The following is a 22,638-nucleotide window of genomic DNA, read 5'->3' as shown; positions in this document are numbered from 1 at the left end:
CGGGTCGGGAGTCGGGCGGCTCCCGGTTCACGGGGTACAACGCGGCGGGGACGTCAACGGCTACGGCCGAAGTAAGCCACAAAGGATGGCACTTCATGGCAGATCACGGATGAGATATCCGGTTTGTAGCCAAACACTGCGTGGCGGCCCGGACACAACCGGTACGTTCTTGCCCGTCGGAAACAGGGCGTCACCGGGGCAACCCGGGCAACTCCCCTCGGTTCCGGCATGGTTCGACGGTTCGCACGAGAGGGCCCGGCCATGGCGTCGTCAACGGTGACCTCGTCCCCGTCCCCCCGGCCACCGCGGCCGAACCTCGCCTTCCGGCGGCTGCGCGGACAGCGCTCCCCGGCCGAGTTCGCCGCGGCGGTGCGGCGTGCCGCCCGCGAGATCGGCGAGCGGGTCAGCTGCGACGCGCGCTACATCGGCCGGGTGGAGGCGGGCGAGATCCGCTGCCCCAACTACGCATACGAACGTGTGTTCCTGCACATGTTCCCCGGCCGCACCCTCGCCGACCTGGGGTTCGCGCCCCGCTCGTCCGTGCGCGGGCGTGCCGCGCGCGCCCCGGGAAGCGGCGACACACCCCCCGCGCACACCGAGAGCCCGGCCCACGCGCCACGGGAGACGACCGGGGCGCCCCGTCCGCACCACCAGAATCACCGGTACGACCCGTACCACCAGGATCACCCGCACGACCGGCACGACCCGTACGACCATCGTCACGACGAGCAAGACCCGAACCACCCGCACGAGGACCACGAGGAGAGCGACGTGCTGCGTCGCGCATTCATGACCCGCGGGGGCGCCACGATGGCCGCCGCCTCGCTGGGCCCCCTGGGGCTCGCCCTCGACGCGTCGGCCGCGGACCGCCCGGTCCGCCGCGCCGGTGCGAGCGAGGCGGGCGCCGTCGAAGAGGCCGTCCGCCGGATCCGGCTGCTCGACGACCGGCACGGGGCGGACGGCCTCTACCGGCGCGCGGCGGCTCCGCTGCGCGCCGCGTACGCCCTGCTCGACGCCGGCGCCACCCGGCGGGCCACGGCCGACCGGCTGCACGCGGGCGCCGGTGAACTCGCCATCTCGGTGGGCTGGCTGGCCCATGACTCGGGCCGCTTCGACGACGCCCGCTCGCACTACGCCGAGGCGCTGGCCACCGCCCGGATGACCGGGGACGCGGCCGTGGAGGCGCACGCCTTCTGCAACACGGCGTTCCTCGCGCGCGACGCCGGACGGCCCCGGGAGGCGGTGCGCGCCGCGCAGGCGGCCCAGCGCGCCGCCCGCGAGCTGGGCTCGGCCCGGCTGATGTCCCTGCTGGCGCTGCGCGAGGCGGGCGGCTGGGCGGGGCTCGCCGACCGCACCGGCTGCGCGCAGGCGCTCACGCGCGCGCAGGCGCTGTACAGGCGGGGCCCCTCGGACGCCGACCCCGAGTGGATGAGCTTCTACGGCGAGGCGGAGCTGGCGGGCCTGGAGGCCCAGTGCTGGTCGACGCTGGGCGACTGGCCGCGCGCGGCCCGGTACGCGCTGCGGGCCGCCCGCCTCCAGGACCCGCACTTCACCCGGAACATCGCGCTGTACACGGCGGAGCTGGCCGACGACCTCGCGCGCGGGGGCCGTCCCGACGAGGCGGCGGCGGCCGGGATGCGGGTCCTGGACCTGCTGGACCAGGTGCAGTCCTCACGGATCCAGATGATGCTGGCCGGGACGGCACGGGTGCTGCTGCCGCACCGCCGGGCGAACGGCGTCTCGGCGTTCCTGGAACGCCACGCGAGCACCCCCAGGACGGCGTGAGACCGGCCACACGGCAGCCACGCGCGCGTGGGTCTGGCACCACGCCCCGCGCGTACCGCGCGCGGCGGGTCCGGCGGGCGTCCTAGCCCTCCAGGTGCCCCACGTCGTTCCAGCTGTGCAGGACCGGTTCGCCGTAGGCCCAGTCCAGCACCGAGAGCGAGGTGGGGCTGAGGCGCACGCGGGCGGCGAAGTCGAGCGGCAGGCCGAGCCAGCGGGCGCCGATCGCCCGCAGGATGTGCCCGTGCGCGAAGACCAGCACGTCGCGGTCCTCGGCGCGGGCCCAGGCCACCACCTCGTCGGCGCGGTCCCGCACCTCGCCGGGCGTCTCCCCGCGCGGTGCGCCGTCGCGCCACAGGAGCCAGCCGGGGGCCTCGTCCTGGATCTGCCGGGGCGTCATTCCCTCGTAGGAGCCGTAGTCCCACTCCATGAGCGTGTCCCAGTCCGTGGCGCGCTCGCCGAAACCGGCCAGTTCGCAGGTCTCCCGCGCGCGCACGAGCGGGCTGGTGCGGACCTCGATGCCCGGCAGGCCGTCGAAGGGGGCCCGGTGCAGCCGCTCGCCGAGCAGCTTGGCGCCGCGTCGGCCCTCCTCCAGGAGGGGCACGTCGGTCCTGCCGGTGTGCTTGCCGGACAGCGACCACTGGGTCTGCCCGTGCCGGGCCAGCAGGATGCGCGGTGCCATGAGGAGCCTTTCCGGGAAATAGTGAGATCTTCGGACGGGGGTTTCCATCATCGCGCACCCTGTGCAGGGGCAACCCGGCGGGCGGCCCTCGCGTCTTTGAGGGCCGGGGCGCCCCGCGCAGGCGGGCGCATACACCGTAAAGTGGCACGACCGGCCGGGGACCACCGGAGATCACCGGGCGCCGCAGCGACGACAAGAGCGACCTGAAGGGGGAGGGCATCGGATGCCGCAGACCGAGGCACCGGCACGTGCACCGCGCGCCGAGGCGCCCCCGCGGACCCGGCCCCGCTGGTGGACCGAACTGCCGCTGATCCTGCTCGTGTACGGCTGCTACTCGGCCGGGCGGCTGCTGGTCCGCGGTGACGTCGCGGGCGCCGTCGACCACGGTCTGTCGATCCTGCACATCGAGAAGGTGCTGCGGATCAACTTCGAGCACCCCCTGAACCGGCTGTTCACCCGCGAGCCCTGGCTCGGCGTCCCGGCCGACTTCTGGTACGCGTCCCTGCACTACGTGGTGACGCCCGCGATCCTGGTGTGGCTGTTCCGGCGGCGCACCGCGTCCTACCGCACGGCCCGCACCTGGCTGATGACGTCCACGTTCATCGGACTGATCGGCTTCACCCTGCTGCCGACCTGCCCGCCCCGGCTGCTCTCGCCCGGTCACGGCTTCGTGGACACCATGGCCCACTACAGCTCGTACGGCTGGTGGGGCGGCGACGCCAGCGCGCCGCGCGGCATGGGCGGCATGACCAACCAGTACGCGGCCATGCCCAGCCTGCACGTCGGCTGGGCGCTGTGGTGCGGCGTGATGCTGTGGCGCCACGGCGGCACCCGCTGGGCGAAGGCGGCCGGTGTCGCCTACCCGACACTGACCGCGATCGTGGTCATGGGCACCGCCAACCACTACTTCCTCGACGCGGTCGCGGGCGTGGCCGTGATGGGCGTCGGGCTGCTGCTCGCCCCGTACGTGCTGCGCGCCGCCGACCGGGCCCGGACGCTGCTGGCCGCGCGGGTCCCGGCCCTGGCGGGCCGCCCGGACGGCGCGGGTTCCCCCGTTGTCAGTGGCGAGTGCCAGACTTCGGCGGGTGAGCGAATTCCACGGCAGCGCGAAACACGGTTCGGTTCCGGAGCCGAGCCGGGTGCCTCCCCCCAGGACACCGGGGACGGCGCTCCGGCAGCAGCTCGCTGAGCTGCGCGGCCCCGGCGTACCGGCCCGTGCCCTGGACGCCCGCGCGCTGGCGGCCCTGGCCGCCAACCCGGGGTGCAGACGGCGCGCGATCCTGGACGGCGCGGGTGTGGACAAGACGGCGCTCGCCGGCGCGCTGGGCGCCCCCTCCGCGTTCGGCCAGTCGCAGTTCGCCCTCACCCGGGGCAACGCGTTCGAGGCGCGGGTCAAGGCGGACGGCGGCGCCGAGCTGCTGCGGCTGGTGCACCGGCGGCTCGACCCCGGCGCCGAGCCGCCGCACGAGGCGCGTGTCCCGGACCTGACCGCCGTCGGCCCCGAGGGACGCGCGGCGCGTACGGCGCTGGCGCTGCGCGAGGCCACCGCGGCGGGCGCCTGGACGCTGCTGGACCACCCGATGCTCGCCCTGGACGTGGCGGGCTCCCCCGCCTTCCTGGAACCGGACGCGGTGGTGGTGCACCCCGACGGCGCCTGGACCGTCGTGGAGATCAAGTCGTTCCCGATGCTGGACGGCTCCGCCGACCCGGCGAAGGTGGGCGCGGCGGCCCGCCAGGCCGCGGTGTACGTGCTGGCCCTGGAGGAGGTCGCCGCCCGGTGCTCCCCGGACGGGGCGCCGCCCCCGCGCGTGCGGCACAGCGTGCTGCTGGTGTGCCCCAAGGACTTCTCCAACCTGCCCGCCGCCTCCGCCGTCGACGTGCGCAAGCAGCGTGCGGTGACCGCCCGCCAGCTGGCGCGGCTGACCCGGTTGCAGGACATCGCCGACCTGCTCCCCGAGGGCGTGTGCTTCTCCCCCGAGCTGCCCGCCGAGCGGCTGACGGCGGCGGTCGAGGCGGTGCCCGCCGCCTACGCGCCCGAGTGCCTGGCCGCCTGCGAGCTGGCCTTCCACTGCCGGGCCCGCTCCCGCGCGCACGGCGCGGTGACCGCCCTGGGCCGCTCGGTCCGCGCCGAGCTGGGCGGCCTGGAGACCGTCGAGGACGTGCTCGCCGCGGCCCACGGCGAGGCGGGCGAGCCGGACGACCCGGCGGTGGCCGCCCTGCGCCGGGCCGCGCTGCTGCGGGCGGAGGCCCTGCGGGACCACCCGCGCCCGGCGCCCGCGCGCCGGACCGCGGCCGCCGACGAGCGGAGGGGGGCCGCATGTCGCTGATCGACACCCTCGCGCGCCTCCAGGCGGTGCACGACGGCCACGCCCAGCCCGCCGCGACCGTCCGGCACCGGCATCTGTCCGGGCGGCCCCTGGTGCTCGTGCCGCTCACCACCGCCGGTGAGGCGGGCGCCCCGCTCGGCGCGCTGGTCGGCACCGACCGGGACGCGCCCCGGCTGCTGGCCGTGGCGCAGCCGCGCGACCGCGACCTGCGGTTCGCGTTCCTGGCCGAGCTGGCGGACGTCGTCCTGCCCTACCTGGACTCCTACGCCGACGTGGTGGAGGCCGCCGAGCGCACCGACACCGACCCGGAGACCGGCAAGCGGGTCAAGGTCGAGACCGAGCTGTGCGCGGACGCCCCCCAGCTGATCGTGCCGAGCCGCGCGGGCCTCGACTTCGTACGGCTGCTCGGCCGCTCCATGCGCTTTCGGCGCACCGCCGAGCAGGACCCGGAGACCCCGTATCCGGCGCCGCCCCGGGTGCCCCTGCTGGGGCGCTGGCTGACCCACTTCGGCGAGCGGGCCCGGGTGCCGGGTTCCTCGCTGCTGCTGGCCCTCAGCGACGTACTGGCCCGGCACTGGACCACCGGCCAGTCCGCCCTGGAGGACCAGCACCTGGGAGCGCTGCTCGCCTGGATCGACCCGCCGGACGGCCTCTCGGGCGCCGAGGCCGCGCTGCGCGCCGAGCTGGAGCGGGACGCGGCCGGGCAGCTGCTGTGCCCGCCCGCCGGTCCGGCCACCGACCCGGCCTTCGACAACAAGCTGCTCGCGCCCGCCATCGAGCGCTACGACCGCGCGCGCGGGGAGCTGGCCGCCGCCGCGGACGGGCTGGAGGCCGACGACCGGCTCGCCGCGCTCACCGCGGCCGAGCGCCGCGTCCACGAGCTGGTCCTGGGCTGTGCGCTGCCCACCTGGGAGAAGGTCTGGCAGGGCCTCGACCTGCTGCGGGAGCTGCCTCAGGGCGCGCGCGTGGCGGAGCGGTGGACGCGCGACCGCTGGTCGTTCACCGGCCACCGCGACCGGGTGCTGGCCGGGGAGCCGCCGCAGCCGCGCCGCGACGACGCGGTCACCGCGGCGAACAAACTGGCGGCCCGCGAGCGCGAGCAGGCCCGCCTGGACGCCCAGGAGGCACTGGACGACCCGCTGGTCATGGCGGGGCGGCGGCTGTCCGGGGAGGCGTTCGCCGGGGAGGTCACCGATGTGACCATGGCGTACAGCGAGGGCAAGCGGCCCAGCCCGCGCCCGCTGGTCACCGTGCGCACCGACGACCGTCCGCATCTGGCCGAGCGGGTCAAGGTGTACCGCTCGCTGGACGGCAGGCCGCAGTCGGCGCAGTGCGTGGCCGTCGAGGAGGCCGAGCAGGCCGGGGCCGACGGGACGCTGGTGGTGCTGCGGATCCTCGACAAGATGGGCCGCGGCAAGGAGCCGGAGGCCGGTTCGGTGCCGCAGAAGGGCGACCGGGTCTGCTTCACGCTCTTCGAGCACGAGCAGCGCGGCGGGGCGAAGCTGCCCGACCCGGAGCAGACCCCGTGGACGCACGGCGGGCCGCCGGGCGAGGAGAGCGCCGCCCAGGCCCCGGACCCGGTGACCGAGGAGGACGTCCTGTGACCGCCCCCACCGAGGAGACCTCCGCCTCGTCCGGTGCCCCCGGGCCCGGCCTCGGCCCCGGCGCGGCCGCCGCCCGCGCCACCGAGGCGATCCTCCGCGACACCCTGCACGGCACGCACCGCGGCGTCGTCGTCGACTCCCCGCCGGGCGCCGGGAAGTCGACGCTGGTGGTGCGCGCCGCGCTGGAGCTGGCCGCCGCCGGACGGCCGCTGATGGTCGTGGCGCAGACCAACGCGCAGGTCGACGACCTGGTGGTACGGCTCGCGGAGAAGGAGCCCGAGCTGCCCGTGGGGCGGCTGCACAGCAGCGACTCCGACCCGTACGACAAGACGCTCGACGCCCTGGAGAACGTCCGCACGTCCGCCAAGGCGGGCGACCTCGCCGGGCTGGACATCGTGCTGTCCACCGCCGCGAAGTGGGCGCATGTGAAGACCGACGAGCCGTGGCGGCACGCGATCGTCGACGAGGCGTACCAGATGCGCTCGGACGCGCTGCTGGCCGTGGCCGGGCTGTTCGAGCGGGCGCTGTTCGTGGGCGACCCCGGGCAGCTGGACCCGTTCTCGATCGTCGGGGGCGAGCAGTGGGCGGGGCTGTCGTACGACCCGTCGGCCTCGGCGGTGACGACACTGCTGGCGCACAACCCGGAGCTGCCGCAGCACCGGCTGCCCGTGTCGTGGCGGCTGCCCGCGTCGGCTGCGCCGCTGGTGTCCGACGCGTTCTACCCGTACACGCCCTTCCGCAGCGGTACGGCGGCCGGGGAGCGGCGGCTCGGCTTCGCGGTGCCCTCGGACGGCTCGGGCCCCGACCGGGTGATCGACGAGGCCGCCGAGTCCGGCTGGGGGCTGCTGGAGCTGCCCGCGCGGCACACTCCGCGCACCGACCCGGAGGCGGTGCGGGCGGTGGCGGCGGTCGTGGCGCGGCTGCTGGAGCGCGGCGGCGCGGCGCTGTCCGAGCGGTCGCCGGACGAACCGGTGCCGCTGACCGCCGGCCGGATCGCGGTCGGCACCGCCCACCGCGACCAGGCGGCGGCCGTCCGCGCGGCCCTCGCCGCCCTGGGCGTCACGGACGTGACCGTGGACACCGCCAACCGGCTCCAGGGCCGCGAGTTCGACGTCACCGTCGTGCTCCACCCGCTCTCCGGCCGCCCCGACGCCACCGCCTTCCACCTGGAGACCGGCCGCCTGTGCGTGCTGGCCTCCCGGCACCGGCACGCCTGCATCGTCGTCTGCCGCGCGGGCGTGAGCGAACTCCTCGACGAACACCCCTCCACCGACCCGGTCCAGCTCGGCGTCACGGTCAAGTTCCCGGACGGCTGGGAGGCCAACCACGCGGTCCTGGCCCGCCTGCACGAACACCGGGTGCCATGGAGACCCTGAGCCTCGGGGGCTCCCCGGGCGGGTGAGGCGGGAACATCCCGTGGGGGCGGGGGCTTGAGAAGGTCCGGGGATGGGCAGCGAGCACCCGTCCCCTTGCGCACACGCGAGAGAATGGAGGGTGGCCCGCCACGAGGACGGCGCCACCCGAGACCGTACGAGTACGAGGAGGAGAAGACATGGCGGAGCCCACGCCGCGTCGGAACGAACCGCGGCTACGCCCCGCGCCCCTGCTCTTCGAGCCCGTGGCAGCCGCCTCCGACCCGGAGCACTTCTTCGACCTGGAGTCGATCGACGATCCCAGGACGCTGCTGGAGCGGGCGACCGAACTGACGACGGCGTTCCGCGCGGCGGCCGACCGGGCGGTGGAGTTCCAGGCGATAGCGGCGGCCCAGCTCGCCGACCCCCGCCGCTTCGACCGGCTGAAGCCCGCGGACATCGCCGAGCGTGCCCAGTGGACCGAGGACTACGCCCACAGGATGGTCGAGTTCGGACGGGATCTGCTGCGCGGCGCCGAGGACAGCGTGCACGCGAACCCGGCCGATCCCCTCTGATCCCGGCCGCCCCCGCCCGGCACACTCACCCCACCCGGCCCGGCCGCCCCAGCCGCTCACGGCCGGACCCGCCCTGGCATATGCCCGCGGGGCAAGATACGCCCCAGGCCCCCGCCCTGTCCCGGTTTCCGGCAACTGTGCGCGAGGAAACCCTCACGGTCGGTAGACGTGGGACATGAGCCTCACAGAAACGTCTCTCTTCGCCGACCGGACCGCCGCCGCCGGTCTCAACGACCTCACCAACCTCCCCGGCGCCACCCACGCCACCCGCGTCACCGCCGACGGGGCCGGCTGGCTCGCCTCGGCCGGGCCGTATCCGCGCAGCACACTCGCCCACTGGCGCGAACGGCCGGACGCACCGGTCGTCCTGCCCTGCGGCACCGCCTTCGACGTGGTCGGCGTGCCCGCGGTCTTCGGCCGCCGGATGCTGGACCGGCTGTGGGCGGAGGGGCCCGGCTCCGGTCCGGTGGCCGTCCACCGCGGACGGATGCTGCTGTTCGCCGCGCCGGGCACCGCGCACCGGCTGCCGTCGCTGCTGGAGTGGGAGGACTTCGGCTCCCGGAGCCCGGCGGCCGGGCGGGGCCGCGCGGACGGCGTCCCGCCACTGCTGTGCCACGGCAACGGCGACGCGGTGACCGTCCCGGCACCGGTCGGCGGCCCCGGCGCCCCGCACGCCGCGTCCCGCTGGCTGGTCGCGCCGGACACCCGGCGACCGTGGCTGCCGGGTCCCGAGATCCTGCTGTGGGCGGCCGTCCGGGCGGCCCGGTCGGCCGTGCGGATTTCGATTTTTCCTCCCCCCGATCAGGATGCTAAGGTCTACGACGTCAGCAGGCGCCGCTAGCTCAGTTGGTTAGAGCAGCTGACTCTTAATCAGCGGGTCCGGGGTTCGAGTCCCTGGCGGCGCACCATGACAGAGGCGATGCGGGTTCGCGTTTAGCGAGCACGCATCGCCTTTCTCGTGCACGCGCACCCGTCCACCCCCTCCCGCGCCCCCTCGCCTCGGGCTCCTCACCCCTCGCTCTCCAGAGCCGGGGTGATGCTCACGGTGTACGCCCCCGAGGCCGTGCGGTCCTCGACCTCCACCCGGACACCGTCGCCGGGCACGGTGAAGCTCTCCCCCACGCCGATCGGCGCGTCGGCGAGCGGCGGATAGACGGAGGTGTGCGCGCACGCCCCCGTGCGCGGATGGGCGTCGATCACCTGGACCGCGCCGCCGCCCGACTCCGTGTCCCCCCGCACCCGGTACACCAGTACGCCCTGCCGGCATCCGGTGAGGTCGTTGCCGACCGAGGAGCGCGCCTCGACGGCCAGCACCTGGTCGCTCCCGGTCCGCACCACCGCGAGCTTCGTGCCGCCGCCCAGCCCGAACGGCGCCACCCCGGGCACGTCCGACGACTGCCCCATGTCCGGCGGCTCCGCCGTCGCGGGCGGCCCCGCGGCGGCCGGGCCCGCCTCCACGGGTTCCAGGGTCAGCCGGGTCGGCCCGGTCCCCCGTACGCACACGACCTGGCGCGGGTCCAGCCAGCCGAGCTTCCACTTGTGCCAGGCGAACAGGTCCGGCGAGAGCGCGAACTGGCTGCCCATCAGGTCCCAGTCGCCGACATAGGTGTCCCAGTCGCCCTTGCCGTCGGCCGGCCGGTGGTACAGGTCCGGCAGGTCGAAGACGTGCCCGGTCTCGTGGGCGAGGACCAGCCGGTCCGGCGGGTGCCGTTCGAACACCGTCACCACCCGCCGGATGTCCGTGCCGTCCGCCCGCAGCGGGGTGTTGAGGTTGACGACCTTCGTGGCGTCGGAGTCGACACCGGGCGCGTCCGGGTCTGCGACCAGATAGACGATGTCGTAGCGGGAGAAGTCGACCTGCGGGTCGGCGGCGGCGACGGCGTCGCGCAGATAGGCGGCCCGGTCCCGGACGTCCCAGTCGCGGTGCATGGCGTACGCCGTGGACGGCCGCGGCATCCGGATCCAGCGCCTGAGCGGATGCGCCCGGAGCGTGAACCTGCCGTACGACGCCTGCGCGTAGAAGCGGCTGGTGGCCGGGAAGTGGTCGGCGGCGAGTTCGGCCGGGGTGGTGAGCGGGGCGGCGTCCGGGAAGGACAGGAAGATCATCACGGCGTCGAGCGGTCTGACCGGCCGGGTGTAGGAGGGGTTCCAGGTGTCGACGCCCTCCGAGTGGTGGGCCTCGGTCCGGCGCAGCGCGCAGGGGGCGGCCGCGAAGGGCTCGGCGACCGAGGGCCCGCTGAGGATCGAGGTGGCGGCGACCGCCGAGAGGGTGGTGAACACGGCGGCGGTGCTGCGCAGTCGGGGGCGCGTCCCCGCGCGGCTCAGCGCCTGGAAAGCGTCACGGCCGAGCGCTTTCAGGGGGAGCTGACGCGGCACAGGGACCTCCGGGTGCGGTTCGCGGGGACACCGAACCCAGCCTGTGCGAGTTTGGAGAGGTACGCCCTGTTTGTCTGCACCGGAAGGGTGAGCGCGAGCGTGCGGGACGCGAGTTCACGAGATACAGAGCCGTAGCGGCCGTGACGGGGATGACACCCCCGGACCACTCACGGAACGTCACAATCGGTCGTCCTTCTGAAGAACCTGCCCAGGTGTGGGCAGAAACGATCTGTCAGAAAGGTCGTCCATCCGGCGGAACCGGCAAGTGGCTGGAAGGGGCCCCGCGCCAGCATCTATGATCGGCACACTTTCCTGGCACTTCCTGCGCGGACACGGGCCCGGCGGCCGATCCCCACCTGGCCGGCCACCCGACGAGACCGATACGAAGAACGAGTGCACTGCGGGAGCGAGCGGTGAGCGGAACGTCCGAAGGGCCGACGCCCGCGGCAGACTTCATGCGGCCGAAAGTCACACAGAGTGATGTTATGAAGGCTCCGGGTACCGACCCGGGCAGCGGCGGCCCGGACACCGGGGCCACGGCCGGTCCGAACGGCGGTCACGGCACCGCCCTGTCCACCAGGGCCCCCACGCCCCCGCCCGCGCCCGTCCCCACCCCCGGCGTCACCCCCGTCCTCAGCCCCGGCGTCACCCCAATGGCGGAACCGGTCCCCGCCAGGGCCGGATTCGCCGGGCCGGACCAGTCCCCCTCCACCACCCCGCCCCCCTCCACCGCCCCGCCCGCCCCGCCCTTCCGGTCCGCCTTCGGCGCCGCCCCGCTCGCGATGGCGGTCGTCGACCGCGACGGCCTGGTCGTCAGCGCCAACGACACCTTCGCCGCCCTGGTCGGCGCGTCCGCCGCCGACCTCGCCGGACAGCCCGCCGCCGATCTGGTGGAGCTCGGCTCCGACGCCCGCACCTGGCAGGCGTACCGCGAGGTGCTGCGCGGGCGGCAGGCCCGGCTGCGCTGCACCCGGCGGCTCAAACAGGCCGACGGCCGCTCGCTGTGGGCGCAGGTCACGGTCGCGCCGCTGCCGCCGGAGAACCGTCCCCCGAACGCGCCCGGAGCCGCGCCCGGCGGCTCGGACGGCGGCTCGGACGGCGCCCCGCCGGACGTCCGCCCGGACGTCCCTCCGGGTGTGCTGCTGTCGATCGCCGACGTCAGCGCCCGCCGTGAACTGCAATCCCGGCTGCGGCATCTGCGGATGCACGACCCGGTGACCCGGCTGCCCAACCGCACCCTGTTCTTCGAGCGCCTGTCGGCCGTGCTGGAGGCGGACGCGTACGACGACGGCGGGACCGGCCGGATCGGGCTGTGCTACCTGGACCTCGACGGGTTCAAGGCGGTCAACGACACCCTGGGGCACCGGGTCGGCGACCGGCTGCTCGCGGCGGTGGCACGGCGGCTGACCGGCTGCGCGGACGAGGCCGGTTCCGGCCGGGGCAGCACCCCGCTGGTGGCCCGGCTCGGCGGCGACGAGTTCGCGCTGCTCGTGGAGGACTCCACCGGCACCGAACAACTGGCCGATCTGGCCGAGTCGGTGCTCACCGCGCTCCAGGCGCCGTTCGAGGTCGCCGGGCGCCTGTTGTCGGTGTCGGCGTCGATCGGCGTGGTCGAGCGGCAGGCCGCCGGGACCTCGGCGACCGCCCTGATGCAGGCGGCGGACACGACCCTGTACTGGGCGAAGGCCGACGGCAGGGCCCGCTGGACCCTGTTCGACCCGGAGCGCAACGCGCACCGGATGACCCGGCAGGCGCTGGTCTCCACGCTGCGCGCGGCCGTGGAGCGGGGCGAGTTCACGCTGGAGTACCAGCCGCTGGTCGCCATGGAGGACGGGCGGCTGCGCGGGGTGGAGGCGCTGGTGCGCTGGCGGCACCCGCAGTTCGGGGTGCTGACGCCGAATCGGTTCATCGCACTGGCGGAGGAGGACGGTTCGATCGTGCCGCTGGGCCGCTGGATCCTGGCGACCGCCTGCCGCCAGGCCCGCCGCTGGCAGCTCGACCACCCCGACGAGCCGCCGATCTTCGTCAGCGTCAATGTCGCGGTCCGCCAGGTGTGGGACTCCGACCTGGTCGCGGACGTGGCCGAGGTGCTGGCGGAGACGGGGCTCGCGCCGGGCCTGCTCCAGCTGGAGCTGACCGAGTCGGCGGTGATGGGCTCGGCCGGGCGGCCGCTGGAGGCGCTGCGGGCGCTGAGCGGCATGGGCGTGCACATCGCCATCGACGACTTCGGCACCGGCTACTCGAACCTCGCCTACCTCAGCCGGCTGCCGGTGTCGGCGCTGAAGCTGGACGGCTCGTTCGTCCGGGGCTTCCAGTACGCGGAGCGGGAGGCGGTCCGGCCGGCCCTCGCGGACACCGGGACGCCGGAGGCGGGCGCGGAGCCCGCGAGCCCGGCCGACGAGGTGATCGTCGAGGCGATGATCCAGCTCGCGCACCGGCTGGGGCTGACCGTCACCGCCGAGTGTGTGGAGACCACCGACCAGGCCAGCAGGCTGCGCCGCATCGGCTGCGACACCGGGCAGGGCTGGCTGTACTCCCGCCCGGTGTCACCGGACCGCATCTCCGAGCTGCTCGGCGGCCACGCCTGCGGCCGCCGGTAGGCCCCCGGCGCCCGGCACGGGCTGGGCTCGGCTCAGGCGCGGGGCAGCCCGTAGGCGTCCGCGATGAGTTCGTAGCTGCGCAGCCGTACGTCGCCGCTGTGCGCGTTGCCGGTGATCATCAGCTCGTCGGCGCCGGTGCGCTTCTGGAGGTCGTCGAGGCCGGAGCGGACCTCGTCGGGCGTGCCGTGCACGACGTTGGCGTTCCAGGACGCGATGAAGTCCTGCTCCATCGGGCTGAACTCGTACGCCTCCGCCTCCTCGGGCGTGGGGACGAGTCCCGGGCGGCCGGTGCGCAGCCGGACCATGTTGAGCGCGGCGGCCAGCACCTGGCGGCGGGCCTCGCGCTCGTCCTCGGTGGCGAGGGCGGCGACCCCGATGAGGGCGTACGGGGCGTCGAGGACCGCGCTGGGCCGGAAGGACTCGCGGTAGAGGTCGAGCGCCGGGACGGTGTTCTGCGCGGAGAAGTGGTGGGCGAAGGCGAAGGGCAGGCCGAGCATGCCGGCCAGCCGGGCGCTGAAGCCGGAGGAGCCGAGCAGCCAGATGGGCGGCCGGTGCGGGGACTGCACGCCGCCGGGCGAGGTGGCCTGGACCGGGCCGGGTACGGCGTGGATACGGCGGTAGGGGTGGCCGTCGGGGAAGTCGTCGTCGAGGAAGCGGGTCAGCTCGGCGAGCTGCTGCGGGAACTCGTCGGCGCCTTCGCCGAGGTGGTCGGTGCGGCGCAGGGCGGCGGCGGTGGCGCCGTCGGTGCCGGGGGCGCGGCCGAGGCCGAGGTCGATGCGGCCGGGGGCCATGGCCTCCAGGGTGCCGAACTGCTCGGCGATGACCAGCGGGGCGTGGTTGGGCAGCATGACGCCGCCCGAGCCGAGGCGGATGCGCTCGGTGTGGGCGGCGAGGTGGGCGAGGATCACGGCAGGTGAGGAGGAGGCCACTCCGGGCATGGAGTGGTGCTCGGCGACCCAGAAGCGGTGGTAGCCGCGGCTCTCCGCCAGCCGGGACAGGGCCACACTGGTGCGCAGCGCCTCGGTGGCGGTGTGGCCCGCGCCCACCGTCACCAGGTCCAGGACGGAGAGGGGTACGGGCGCGCTGCCGTGCCGCTCGCCTCGGATCTCGTCTGCCGCCACGGGGTGCCTCCTGCTGGTTGGCCGTGCTGGTTCCTCCGGGCGACAACAGGAGACGGTCCCCGCTTGTTCCCCCTTCCCCTCGGACCCGTCCCTCCGGAGGGGGCGGCCCGGGGGCGGGGCTCACGCGGCCAGGGCGTGCCCGGGGTGCAGGACGACCTTGGTGTAGCCCTCGACGCGCTGGTCGAACTTCTCGTACGCCTGCGGTGCCCGGTCCAGGGGCAGCTCGTGCGAGACGACGAAGCTGGGCCTGGCCCGCCCGGCGATGATCAGATCGCGAAGCTGGCGGTTGTACTGCTTGACGTTGCACTGGCCGGTGCCCATCCGCTGCCCCTTCTCGAACATCTTGCCGATGGAGACCAGCAGCTGGCCGTGCTTGGCGTGCTCGTCGGGCCCGCCCGGGTCGGAGGGGACGTACAGGCCCGGTATGCCGAGCATGCCGGTGGGCCGTACCGTCTCGACCAGGGTGTTCAGGACGACGGCGGGTTCCTCGTGGCCCACGTCCTTGTGCGACTGGGCCTGGTAGCCGACGGCGTCCACGCCCTTGTCGGTGCCCTCGCCGCCCGTCTGCTCCTTGATCTGCTCGGCCGGGTCGCCTTGGGTGAAGTCGATGGGGACGGCCCCGATCTCCTCCGCCTTGGCCAGCCGCTCGGGCACCCGGTCCACGGTGAACACCTTGGACGCGCCGCGCAGCAGCGCCGAGTAGGCGGCCATCAGGCCCACCGGCCCGGCGCCGAACACCGCCACCGACTCACCCGGCGTGACCTGGGCGAGTTCGCAGCCGTGGTAGCCGGTCGGGAAGATGTCGGCGAGCAGCACAAAGTCGGTCTCGAACTCGTCGCCCGGCGGCAGCTTCAGGCAGTTGAAGTCGGCGAAGGGCACCCGCAGGTGCTCGGCCTGGCCACCGGTGTAGGGGCCCATCGCGACATAGCCGTAGGCGCCGCCGGCGAAGCCCGGGTTGACCGTGAGGCAGAACCCGGTCTTTCCGGCGAGGCAGTTCTTGCAGAACCCGCACGCGACGTTGAACGGCATGACGACCCGGTCGCCCTCGGCCAGCGAGGTCACGCCGCTGCCGGTCTCCTCCACGACGCCCAGGTTCTCGTGGCCGAAGACGATGCCCGCCTTCGCGGCCGTGCGGCCCTCGTACATGTGCAGGTCGGAGCCGCAGATCGCACTGGACGTGATGCGGACGATCACGTCGTTGGGGTGCTGGATCCGGGGATCGTCGACGTCGCGCACCGCCACGTCGAAGGGCTTCTCGTAGACGACGGCTTTCACCTTCGGTCACCTCCGCGTCATCGCTCAGGGGCGGCGGCGACGGCGGCCCGCCTCAGGGGCGGGGCACGCGGGCAGGGGCGCACGAGCACAGGCGGGCGGGTGCCGCCGGTCCGTGCCTGCGCCGGACCCGGGGCGTTCTCGCTGCACCGCCGGACACTTCCAGGTAACGCCTCGGCGCGGGCGGCCGCAAGCGCGCCCGCCCTTCTCACACCTTTCCGCCGGATGGCCGCCGGCCTCATACCTGGACGATCGGTTCCCGGGTGAACAGCGCGCCCAGGTCGGGGGCGTTGACGCGGCGGTCGGTGAGCCGCAGCCCCTCCCAGACGGTCACCTGGTTCGCGGTGAGGACGGGCTTGCCGAGGTGCTTCTCCAGGGCCATGAGGTGGGAGGCGGTGTGCAGGGCGGTGTCCGGCAGCAGCACCGCCTCGGCCCGCGCGGTGTCGGCGGCGCGGGCCAGGGCGAGGACCTCCGGCTCGCCCCAGGCCGCCGCCTCGGCGGCCGAGCGGCAGCCCGCGCTGTGCGCGGCGGCCACCTCGACCTCACCCGCGCGCAGGAAGTCGGCGAAGAGGGCGGTCACCTCGTCCGGGTAGGTGGCGGCGACGGCGACGCGCCGTACGCCGATCTCGTGCACCGCGTGCACGAAGCCGAAGGAGGTGGCGGAGGCGGGCATGCCGATCGCCTGTGCCAGGGCGCGCACCTGCTGGTGGGCGCCGTCCCAGCCGGCGGTGAAGCCGCCGCCGGTGCCGGCCCACACCGCCGCCTCGGCGCCGGACAGCCGCAGTTCCTCCGCGCCGCGCGTCAGCTCCTCGACGGGCCGGGCCGTGCGCGGCACGTCCGTCCGGTACGCGTCCTCGTCCTTCGGGGTGTGGACGAGGTCGACCCGGATGTCGCTGCCCAGGAGCTGTTCGATGCGCGGATAGTCGTCCTCGGCGAAGTGGCCCGGGTAGAGGACTCCGAGTGCGGTCATGACCAGCCTTTCTGCTGTGTTCGCGGGCGTCGTCGGCCCTGCCGGGGCCCGCGTCCGGTGCCGTTGCCCGGTCGTGGCCCCGCCAGGGTCGTCTCTCCGGGTACCCAGGAGGGGCCGCGTTTTCCTTCGCATAAGTTCTCCGGCTCTGGGTAGCGGCGCGCTCATGGCTCCACCACATGGACTTGGAAGAGGCAGACGGACGCCCGCGCGGCCCAGCCGCCGGTCGCTGCTCGCGGGGGTCGCGGCGGCCGGTGCGCTCGGGGCGGCGGGGTGCAGTCGCGTGGCGACGGCGTCCGCGGACGGCGGTGGCGACCTCCTGGACCGGCTCAGGGCCCAGGGGGTCGTCCGGCTCGGTATCGCGGGCGAGATCCCGTTCGGATACATCGGCAAGGACGGGAAGGTGACGGGCGAGGCGCCCGAACTGGCGAAGGTGATCTTCAAGCGGCTGGGGGTGGACCGGGTGCAGCCCGTGCCCACCGAGTTCGGCTCGCTCATACCCGGGCTGAACTCCCAGCAGTTCGACGTCGTGGCCGCCGGGATGTACATCAACGCCGACCGGTGCGAACAGGTGCTCTTCGCCGACCCCGACTACCAGATGCTCGACTCCTTCATCGTCCGCAAGGGCAACCCGAAGGGGCTGCACGACTACCGGGACGTGGTGGCGAAGAAGGCGAAGTTCGCCACCGGCACCGGCTACGCGGAGATCCAGTACGCGGTGGAGGCCGGGTACAAGGAGAGCGACATCCTGATCGTGCCGGACCAGGTGGCCGGGCTGAACGCCGTGGAGGCGGGCCGGGTCGACGTCTTCGCGGGGACGGCGCTGACCACCCGCGCGGTGGTGCAGAAGTCCGCCAAGGCGGAGGCCACCGAGGCGTTCGCGCCGCTGGTGAAGGGCAAGCCCCATGTGGACGGCGGCGGTTTCGCCTTCCGGCCGACCGAGACGAAGCTGCGCGACGCCTTCAACACCGAGCTGCACAAGCTGAAGAAGAGCGGCGAACTCTTCCGCGTCCTGCGGCCCTTCGGGTTCTCGAAGGACGAGATGACGGAGCTGACCGCGAAGGAGCTGTGCGCCGGATGACGAAGGGACTGTGGGAACTCGTACTCCAAGGCGTGTGGATCACGGTCCAGTTGCTCGTCCTCAGCGCGCTGCTGGCCGGTGCCGTCTCCTTCGTGGTCGGCATCGCCCGCACCCACCGGCTGTGGATCGTCCGCTTCCTGGCGGGCTTCTACACCGAGGTGTTCCGCGGGACCTCCGCGCTGGTGATGATCTTCTGGGTGTTCTTCGTGCTGCCGCCCGCCTTCGGCTGGCAGCTGGTGCCGCTGTGGGCGGGCACGCTGGCGCTCGGGCTGACGTACGGCGCGTACGGCGCCGAGATCGTGCGCGGCGCGCTGACCGCGGTGGAACCGGCGCAGCGCGAGGGCGGGATCGCGCTCAGCTTCACGCCCTGGCAGCGGATGCGGCTGATCCTGCTGCCGCAGGCGGTGCCGGAGATGATCCCGCCCTTCAGCAACCTGCTGGTCGAACTGCTCAAGGGCACCGCGCTGGTGTCGGTCATGGGCATGGGCGACCTGGCGTTCAGCGGCAACCTGGTGCGGCTCGCGCTCCAGGAGAGCGCGCACATCTACACGTACATCCTGCTCATCTACTTCGTGATCGCCTTCGCGCTCACCCGGCTGATGCGCGGTCTGGAGAAGCGGCTCAAGCGAGGCGTCGGCAAGGCGCCGGGCGGCGCGGCCGCCCGCCCGGCGCGGCCGGTGGGCACCTCGGTCGGGGGTGGTGCGGCGTGAACTGGGACTGGGGCGCCGTACGCGACTTCCTGCCGCACTTCTGGGACGGTCTGCTGGTCACCCTCCAGGCGCTGGTGCTGGGCTCGCTGATCTCCTTCGCGCTGGGTCTGGTGTGGGCGCTGCTGATGCGGACGCCGACCCGGTGGGTGCGCTGGCCGGTCGGGGTGGTCACGGAGTTCGTCCGGGACACCCCGCTGCTGGTGCAGTTGTTCTTCCTCTTCTACGTGCTGCCCGAGTGGGGGCTGACGTTCTCCGCGCTGACCACCGGTGTCTTCGCGATCGGGCTGCACTACTCGACGTACACGATGCAGGTGTACCGCGCCGGCATCGAGGCGGTGCCCGTCGGCCAGTGGGAGGCCGCGACGGCGCTGAACCTGCCGCGGCGGCGGACCTGGACGGCGGTGATCCTGCCGCAGGCGATCCGCCGGGTGGTCCCGGCGCTCGGCAACTACGTCATCTCGATGCTCAAGGACACACCGCTGCTGATGGCGATCACGGTGCTGGAGATGCTCGGGCAGGCACGCCTGTACTCGCAGCAGCACTTCCAGTTCACCGAGCCGCTGACCGTGATCGGTGTGGCCTTCATCCTCGTCTCCTACCTGGCCTCCCTCCTCCTGCGAGCACTGGAGCGACGTCTTGTCCGTTGACACCACGAAGAATCCCGAGGACGCCGCCGGGCCGTGCCGGTCCGGCGCCGGGGCGGGCGGCGAGCTGGTCCGCCTGGAGAACGTGACCAAGCGCTTCGGCGACCACACGGTCCTGGACGGGCTCGACTTCTCCGTCGCCGCCGGCAAGCACGTCACGCTGATCGGCCCCTCCGGCTCGGGCAAGACCACGATCCTGCGGCTGCTGATGACGCTGACCCGGCCGGACGAGGGCACCATCACGGTCGACGGCGAGCAGCTCTTCCCGGCGCCCGAGAAGCAGGTCCGGGAGATCCGCAAGAAGATCGGGATGGTCTTCCAGCACTTCAACCTGTTCCCGAACATGTCGGTGCTGCGGAACATCACCGAGGCCCCCGTCACCGTGCTCGGCATGAGCAGGGACGAGGCGGAGGTCCGCGCGCGGGAGCTGCTGGAGCTGGTGGGTCTCGCCGACAAGTGCGACGCGCGGCCCTCCCAGCTCTCCGGCGGGCAGCAGCAGCGGGTGGCCATCGCGCGGGCGCTGGCGATGCGCCCGCAGGTGCTGCTGCTGGACGAGGTGACCTCGGCGCTCGACCCGGAGCTGGTCGCGGGCGTGCTGGACGTGCTGCGGGACATCGCCCGCTCCACCGACATCACGATGCTCTGCGTCACCCACGAGATGGGCTTCGCCCGGGACATCTCCGACCAGGTGCTGATGTTCGACGCCGGGCGGGTCGTGGAGTCCGGGCCGCCGGAGCGGATCTTCGGGGACCCGGAGCAGGAGCGGACCCGGGAGTTCCTGAGCGCGGTGCTGTGAGCCGCCCGCGCGGGCGGGGCCGGGGCGCGCGCCGCCCCTGCTCCGCCCGCCGCGCGGGTGGTCACGAGCACCCCCCGGGACCGGGTAGTATTTTCTTCGTCGCCGAACGCGGGAAGCGGACGGCGGGAGTCATGCGCCGCTAGCTCAGTTGGTTAGAGCAGCTGACTCTTAATCAGCGGGTCCGGGGTTCGAGTCCCTGGCGGCGCACCGACGGTGAGGCCGGTCCATGAGTCCATGGACCGGCCTCACCGCTTTTTTCACCGTCCTCGCCTCTCACCGTCCTCGCTTTTTCGCTTTTCTCCGCGCGTCGCTTCACGGCAGCACGTCGCCTGCCGCCGCGAAGGCGAGATGGGCGACGCCCATGAAGGCGAGGCACACGGCGATGAACACCCCGAGGAAGGCGCAGAGGCAGCCCTGCTCCGCCAGGAGCCTGCCGGACGCCGGGGCATGGGCCGTGGCCCGCTCCGGACGCCCGGCCGGGTAGCGCACGGTGACGATGTCGCCCTCGACGGTCGTCAGCGGTCCCCCGTGCTCGGTGAACCGCACGACACGGCCCTCGGGCGTGCTGAACTCGTACACGTGGTGCGAGGCGGCGGACGTCTGCCCGCCGCCGGACGCGAGGTGCACCCGCAGGCAGCGGGCCTCGGCGGTCGGCCCGCCGCGCCAGGCGCGGCGTATCTCACCGGCGCGTCGCGTGACCACGACCAGTGCGCAGAGCGCGCCGCAGACCATGAGTCCCGGGACGACGTAGAACAGCGTTTCCATCGGATCCCCCCCCGGTACGCCGTGACCGGCCGGCGTGGAGGGGAGGCTACCCGCACCGGCCGCGCCCTTTGCTCGGAGAAAGCTCTGGACCGCGCGGCCGGCGCCGGGTGTCCGGATCAGAACGTGACGTCGGAGCAGGCGTAGAACGCGTTGCCGGTGTCCGCGATCGTCCAGACGGCGAGGATCACGTGGTGGCCGCTCAGACCGGTGGGCAGGGTGCCGCTGTGGCTGAGGGTGGCCGGGGGCTGCTTGCCGCCGTAGGGGATCGTGAGGAACGGCGTGGTGTTGAGGTCGCTCCTGCTCAGGGCGTGGTCCTGGTTCCAGCCCTGCTTGGTGGCGTAGTACTTGAAGTCGGTCGTGGCGTGCCGTGCCTCGAACTGCCAGCGGAAGGTGTAGCTCTGGCCGCCGGTCACCTTGGTGGTGGGCCAGTCCGCACCCTTGGGGGTCCGGGCGCCGTCGAGCTGCCCGAACCGGTCCAGGCCGCCCGAGCACAGGTGCCCGTCGGCCGCTCCGCTCGCCGGGAAGCCCTTGGGCCCCTCGACGCTCTGCGGCTCCCACTGGATCTCGCCGCAGCCGCGCACCGTGCCGTTGGCACAGAGCAGCTGCCTGCTGATGGGGAGGTCGGTGTAGCCGTGGCTGCTGGCACCGCCGGTGGAGAGCGCGAGAGCACCGGTGGTGGCGAGGCCCAGCACGGCCGCGTACAACTTGGCCTTGGTCCGCATGGAGTCGCTCCTGGTGAACGTGTGGGGAGGTTCGCTGAGCTGAACTGTGCTGGTGTGCTGGTCTAGACCAAGCCCAGATTATGGCCGCCACTTGAACATGTCCATACCAATCACGGGATGGTTTCCCGCCGTCCCGCGCAGAACGCCACCGTCAGATCCCGCACCAGCACCTTGCGCTCCCCGGCGTCCAGATCGACCAGTCCCCGCATGGTCAGCCGGGTCACCGTGTCCTCGACCGAGTCCACCACCGAGGTCAGCGCACCGGCCCGGTCGCGGGCGTCCAGCGCCGCCACGCTGCGCCGGTGCATGGCCCCGGCGACCTCCGGGTCGTACACGACCCGGGCCGGGCGGACCGAGAACACCTCGATCCCGACCGGCTCCGCCTCCCGCGCCACCAGCCGGGTCAGCGCCTCCCCGGCCGCCTCCGCCGTCTGGCGCGCGCCGCCCGCCGCGCGCACCGTCACCCGCGCCAGCGCGGCCTCCACACAGTCCCGCAGATATCCCTCGTGATCGTCGACGCCGAGCGCGGCCCGCGCGGTGTCCCGCACCCGCCAGACGACGAGGACCGCCACCCGCAGCGCGACCCCGTCCGCGTCGGCGGCCGGAAGCGGTTCGCTGCGCCAGTGCCGCAGCCGTACGTCGATCCGGCGGCGCGGCACCAGCGGGTTGACCCACAGGAGCCCGCCGCGCCGGACGGTCCCCCGGTAGCGGCCGAACCGCTGGAGCACCCAGGCCCGCCCGGTCCGCCCCCGGGCCAGCCCGCCGAAGCCGAGCAGCCCGAGCGCCCCGGCCCCGGCGTACGCGGCCCACTGCGGCAGGCCGAGACCCGCCCCCGTGACCGACGGCAGCCGCAGCGCCTCCACCGCGAGCGGCGGCAGCACCCCCGCCCACCAGGAGGTGAGCACACAGCCCGCCGCCCCGCAGGCACCGGCCAGGACACCGGCCGCGCCGGGCAGCGTCCGGGCCGGCCGCTCCACCAGGCCGGGGTCCGCCCCGGGCGCCGGGCGGGCCGGTGCGGGCACCCGGCGGCGCGGGCGCGACGGCTCGTCCGGGCCGCCCCGCCTGCTGCCCACCACGGCGGGCCGGACGGGGGCCGCCGGTGCCGTGGGCGAGGACCGCGCGGGGACCGGGCCGCCCTCGTCGCGGAAGAGCAGGTGGACCGGGATCTCGGTGGTCGCCTCGTTCTGGATGAGCCGAGGGAAGGAACGATTCGGCAGGTCGGCCGGGAGCTCCATGCGATCCACGTCACACTCCATACGGAC

20 protein-coding genes and 2 tRNA genes are annotated in these 22,638 nt (G+C 74.0%); 14 read left to right on the top strand and 8 right to left on the bottom strand.

Annotation, left to right across the window (positions count from 1 at the left end):
• Positions 1 to 261 precede the first annotated feature (261 nt).
• Complete coding sequence (locus B086_RS0106805; RefSeq protein WP_026252176.1) at positions 262 to 1,785, top strand: hypothetical protein; 1,524 nt, start codon at positions 262 to 264, stop codon at positions 1,783 to 1,785.
• 82 nt (positions 1,786 to 1,867) lie between these two features.
• Here the strand turns inward: B086_RS0106805 and B086_RS0106800 are convergent, their stop codons facing one another.
• Complete coding sequence (locus tag B086_RS0106800) at positions 1,868 to 2,464, bottom strand: histidine phosphatase family protein (RefSeq protein ID WP_018565652.1); 597 nt, start codon at positions 2,462 to 2,464, stop codon at positions 1,868 to 1,870.
• Positions 2,465 to 2,687: 223 nt separating this feature from the next.
• Between B086_RS0106800 and B086_RS0106795 the strand changes: the two genes are divergently transcribed.
• The 7 genes from B086_RS0106795 (at position 2,688) to B086_RS0106765 (ending at position 9,230) form a co-directional block, all read left to right on the top strand.
• Positions 2,688 to 3,653 carry a phosphatase PAP2 family protein gene (locus B086_RS0106795; protein ID WP_018565651.1) on the top strand — a complete coding sequence of 322 codons (966 nt, stop codon included), beginning with the start codon at positions 2,688 to 2,690 and terminating at the stop codon, positions 3,651 to 3,653.
• Positions 3,604 to 4,791, top strand: a complete 1,188-nt coding sequence (locus B086_RS0106790; RefSeq protein WP_018565650.1) for a hypothetical protein — start codon at positions 3,604 to 3,606, stop codon at positions 4,789 to 4,791. Before B086_RS0106795 ends, B086_RS0106790 begins: the two co-directional genes overlap by 50 nt.
• Positions 4,782 to 6,395 carry a hypothetical protein gene (locus B086_RS0106785; protein ID WP_018565649.1) on the top strand — a complete coding sequence of 538 codons (1,614 nt, stop codon included), beginning with the start codon at positions 4,782 to 4,784 and terminating at the stop codon, positions 6,393 to 6,395. The genes B086_RS0106790 and B086_RS0106785 overlap by 10 nt, the downstream gene beginning before the upstream one ends.
• Entirely contained in the window at positions 6,392 to 7,771 is a 1,380-nt protein-coding gene (locus B086_RS0106780) for an AAA domain-containing protein (RefSeq protein WP_018565648.1), read from the top strand. The genes B086_RS0106785 and B086_RS0106780 overlap by 4 nt, the downstream gene beginning before the upstream one ends.
• A gap of 176 nt (positions 7,772 to 7,947) precedes the next feature.
• The gene (locus tag B086_RS0106775) at positions 7,948 to 8,322 is read left to right on the top strand and encodes a hypothetical protein (protein ID WP_018565647.1); all 375 of its coding nucleotides are present in this window, start codon (positions 7,948 to 7,950) and stop codon (positions 8,320 to 8,322) included.
• 175 nt (positions 8,323 to 8,497) lie between these two features.
• On the top strand, positions 8,498 to 9,163 hold the full coding sequence (locus B086_RS42225) for a bifunctional DNA primase/polymerase (protein WP_063746760.1): 666 nt from the start codon (positions 8,498 to 8,500) through the stop codon (positions 9,161 to 9,163).
• Positions 9,154 to 9,230: transfer RNA gene (locus tag B086_RS0106765), tRNA-Lys, on the top strand. The genes B086_RS42225 and B086_RS0106765 overlap by 10 nt, the downstream gene beginning before the upstream one ends.
• A gap of 100 nt (positions 9,231 to 9,330) precedes the next feature.
• Here the strand turns inward: B086_RS0106765 and B086_RS0106760 are convergent.
• The gene (locus B086_RS0106760; protein WP_018565646.1) at positions 9,331 to 10,698 is read right to left on the bottom strand and encodes a M6 family metalloprotease domain-containing protein; all 1,368 of its coding nucleotides are present in this window, start codon (positions 10,696 to 10,698) and stop codon (positions 9,331 to 9,333) included.
• A gap of 455 nt (positions 10,699 to 11,153) precedes the next feature.
• On the opposite strand from B086_RS0106760, the gene B086_RS0106755 reads away from it, so the two are divergent.
• Positions 11,154 to 13,298: a putative bifunctional diguanylate cyclase/phosphodiesterase gene (locus tag B086_RS0106755; protein ID WP_420712539.1), complete on the top strand. Its 2,145-nt coding sequence runs from the start codon at positions 11,154 to 11,156 to the stop codon at positions 13,296 to 13,298.
• 32 nt (positions 13,299 to 13,330) lie between these two features.
• Here the strand turns inward: B086_RS0106755 and B086_RS0106750 are convergent, their stop codons facing one another.
• From B086_RS0106750 to B086_RS0106740, 3 genes are all read right to left on the bottom strand, one after another.
• Complete coding sequence (locus B086_RS0106750) at positions 13,331 to 14,419, bottom strand: LLM class flavin-dependent oxidoreductase (RefSeq protein WP_018565644.1); 1,089 nt, start codon at positions 14,417 to 14,419, stop codon at positions 13,331 to 13,333.
• Positions 14,420 to 14,539: 120 nt separating this feature from the next.
• The gene (locus tag B086_RS0106745) at positions 14,540 to 15,694 is read right to left on the bottom strand and encodes a glutathione-independent formaldehyde dehydrogenase (protein WP_018565643.1); all 1,155 of its coding nucleotides are present in this window, start codon (positions 15,692 to 15,694) and stop codon (positions 14,540 to 14,542) included.
• A gap of 235 nt (positions 15,695 to 15,929) precedes the next feature.
• Entirely contained in the window at positions 15,930 to 16,661 is a 732-nt protein-coding gene (locus B086_RS0106740) for a hypothetical protein (protein ID WP_018565642.1), read from the bottom strand.
• A 163-nt stretch (positions 16,662 to 16,824) separates the two neighbouring features.
• Between B086_RS0106740 and ehuB the strand changes: the two genes are divergently transcribed.
• From ehuB to B086_RS0106715, 5 genes are all read left to right on the top strand, one after another.
• The gene (gene ehuB, locus B086_RS0106735) at positions 16,825 to 17,739 is read left to right on the top strand and encodes an ectoine/hydroxyectoine ABC transporter substrate-binding protein EhuB (RefSeq protein ID WP_026252174.1); all 915 of its coding nucleotides are present in this window, start codon (positions 16,825 to 16,827) and stop codon (positions 17,737 to 17,739) included.
• Positions 17,736 to 18,449, top strand: a complete 714-nt coding sequence (ehuC, locus tag B086_RS0106730; protein ID WP_018565640.1) for an ectoine/hydroxyectoine ABC transporter permease subunit EhuC — start codon at positions 17,736 to 17,738, stop codon at positions 18,447 to 18,449. Before ehuB ends, ehuC begins: the two co-directional genes overlap by 4 nt.
• Positions 18,446 to 19,096 carry an ectoine/hydroxyectoine ABC transporter permease subunit EhuD gene (gene ehuD / locus B086_RS0106725; protein WP_018565639.1) on the top strand — a complete coding sequence of 217 codons (651 nt, stop codon included), beginning with the start codon at positions 18,446 to 18,448 and terminating at the stop codon, positions 19,094 to 19,096. Before ehuC ends, ehuD begins: the two co-directional genes overlap by 4 nt.
• A complete protein-coding gene (gene ehuA / locus B086_RS0106720) occupies positions 19,086 to 19,889 on the top strand; it encodes an ectoine/hydroxyectoine ABC transporter ATP-binding protein EhuA (RefSeq protein ID WP_018565638.1) in 804 nt (267 codons plus the stop codon). The genes ehuD and ehuA overlap by 11 nt, the downstream gene beginning before the upstream one ends.
• A 133-nt stretch (positions 19,890 to 20,022) precedes the next feature.
• Positions 20,023 to 20,096: transfer RNA gene (locus tag B086_RS0106715), tRNA-Lys, on the top strand.
• 105 nt (positions 20,097 to 20,201) lie between these two features.
• Here B086_RS0106715 and B086_RS0106710 read toward each other — a convergent pair.
• The 3 genes from B086_RS0106710 to B086_RS0106700 form a co-directional block, all read right to left on the bottom strand.
• A complete protein-coding gene (locus B086_RS0106710; RefSeq protein ID WP_018565637.1) occupies positions 20,202 to 20,654 on the bottom strand; it encodes a DUF3592 domain-containing protein in 453 nt (150 codons plus the stop codon).
• Between the two features lie 116 nt (positions 20,655 to 20,770).
• A complete protein-coding gene (locus tag B086_RS0106705) occupies positions 20,771 to 21,376 on the bottom strand; it encodes a lytic polysaccharide monooxygenase auxiliary activity family 9 protein (RefSeq protein WP_018565636.1) in 606 nt (201 codons plus the stop codon).
• A gap of 110 nt (positions 21,377 to 21,486) precedes the next feature.
• The gene (locus tag B086_RS0106700) at positions 21,487 to 22,611 is read right to left on the bottom strand and encodes an SPFH domain-containing protein (RefSeq protein WP_018565635.1); all 1,125 of its coding nucleotides are present in this window, start codon (positions 22,609 to 22,611) and stop codon (positions 21,487 to 21,489) included.
• Positions 22,612 to 22,638 lie beyond the last annotated feature (27 nt).

The sequence above is a fragment of the Streptomyces sp. PsTaAH-124 genome, assembly GCF_000373685.1.
GTDB classification, from domain to species: domain Bacteria; phylum Actinomycetota; class Actinomycetes; order Streptomycetales; family Streptomycetaceae; genus Streptomyces; species Streptomyces andamanensis.
Note: the sequence above shows the minus strand (reverse complement) of the source record. Positions and strands in the feature narration are given on the sequence as shown.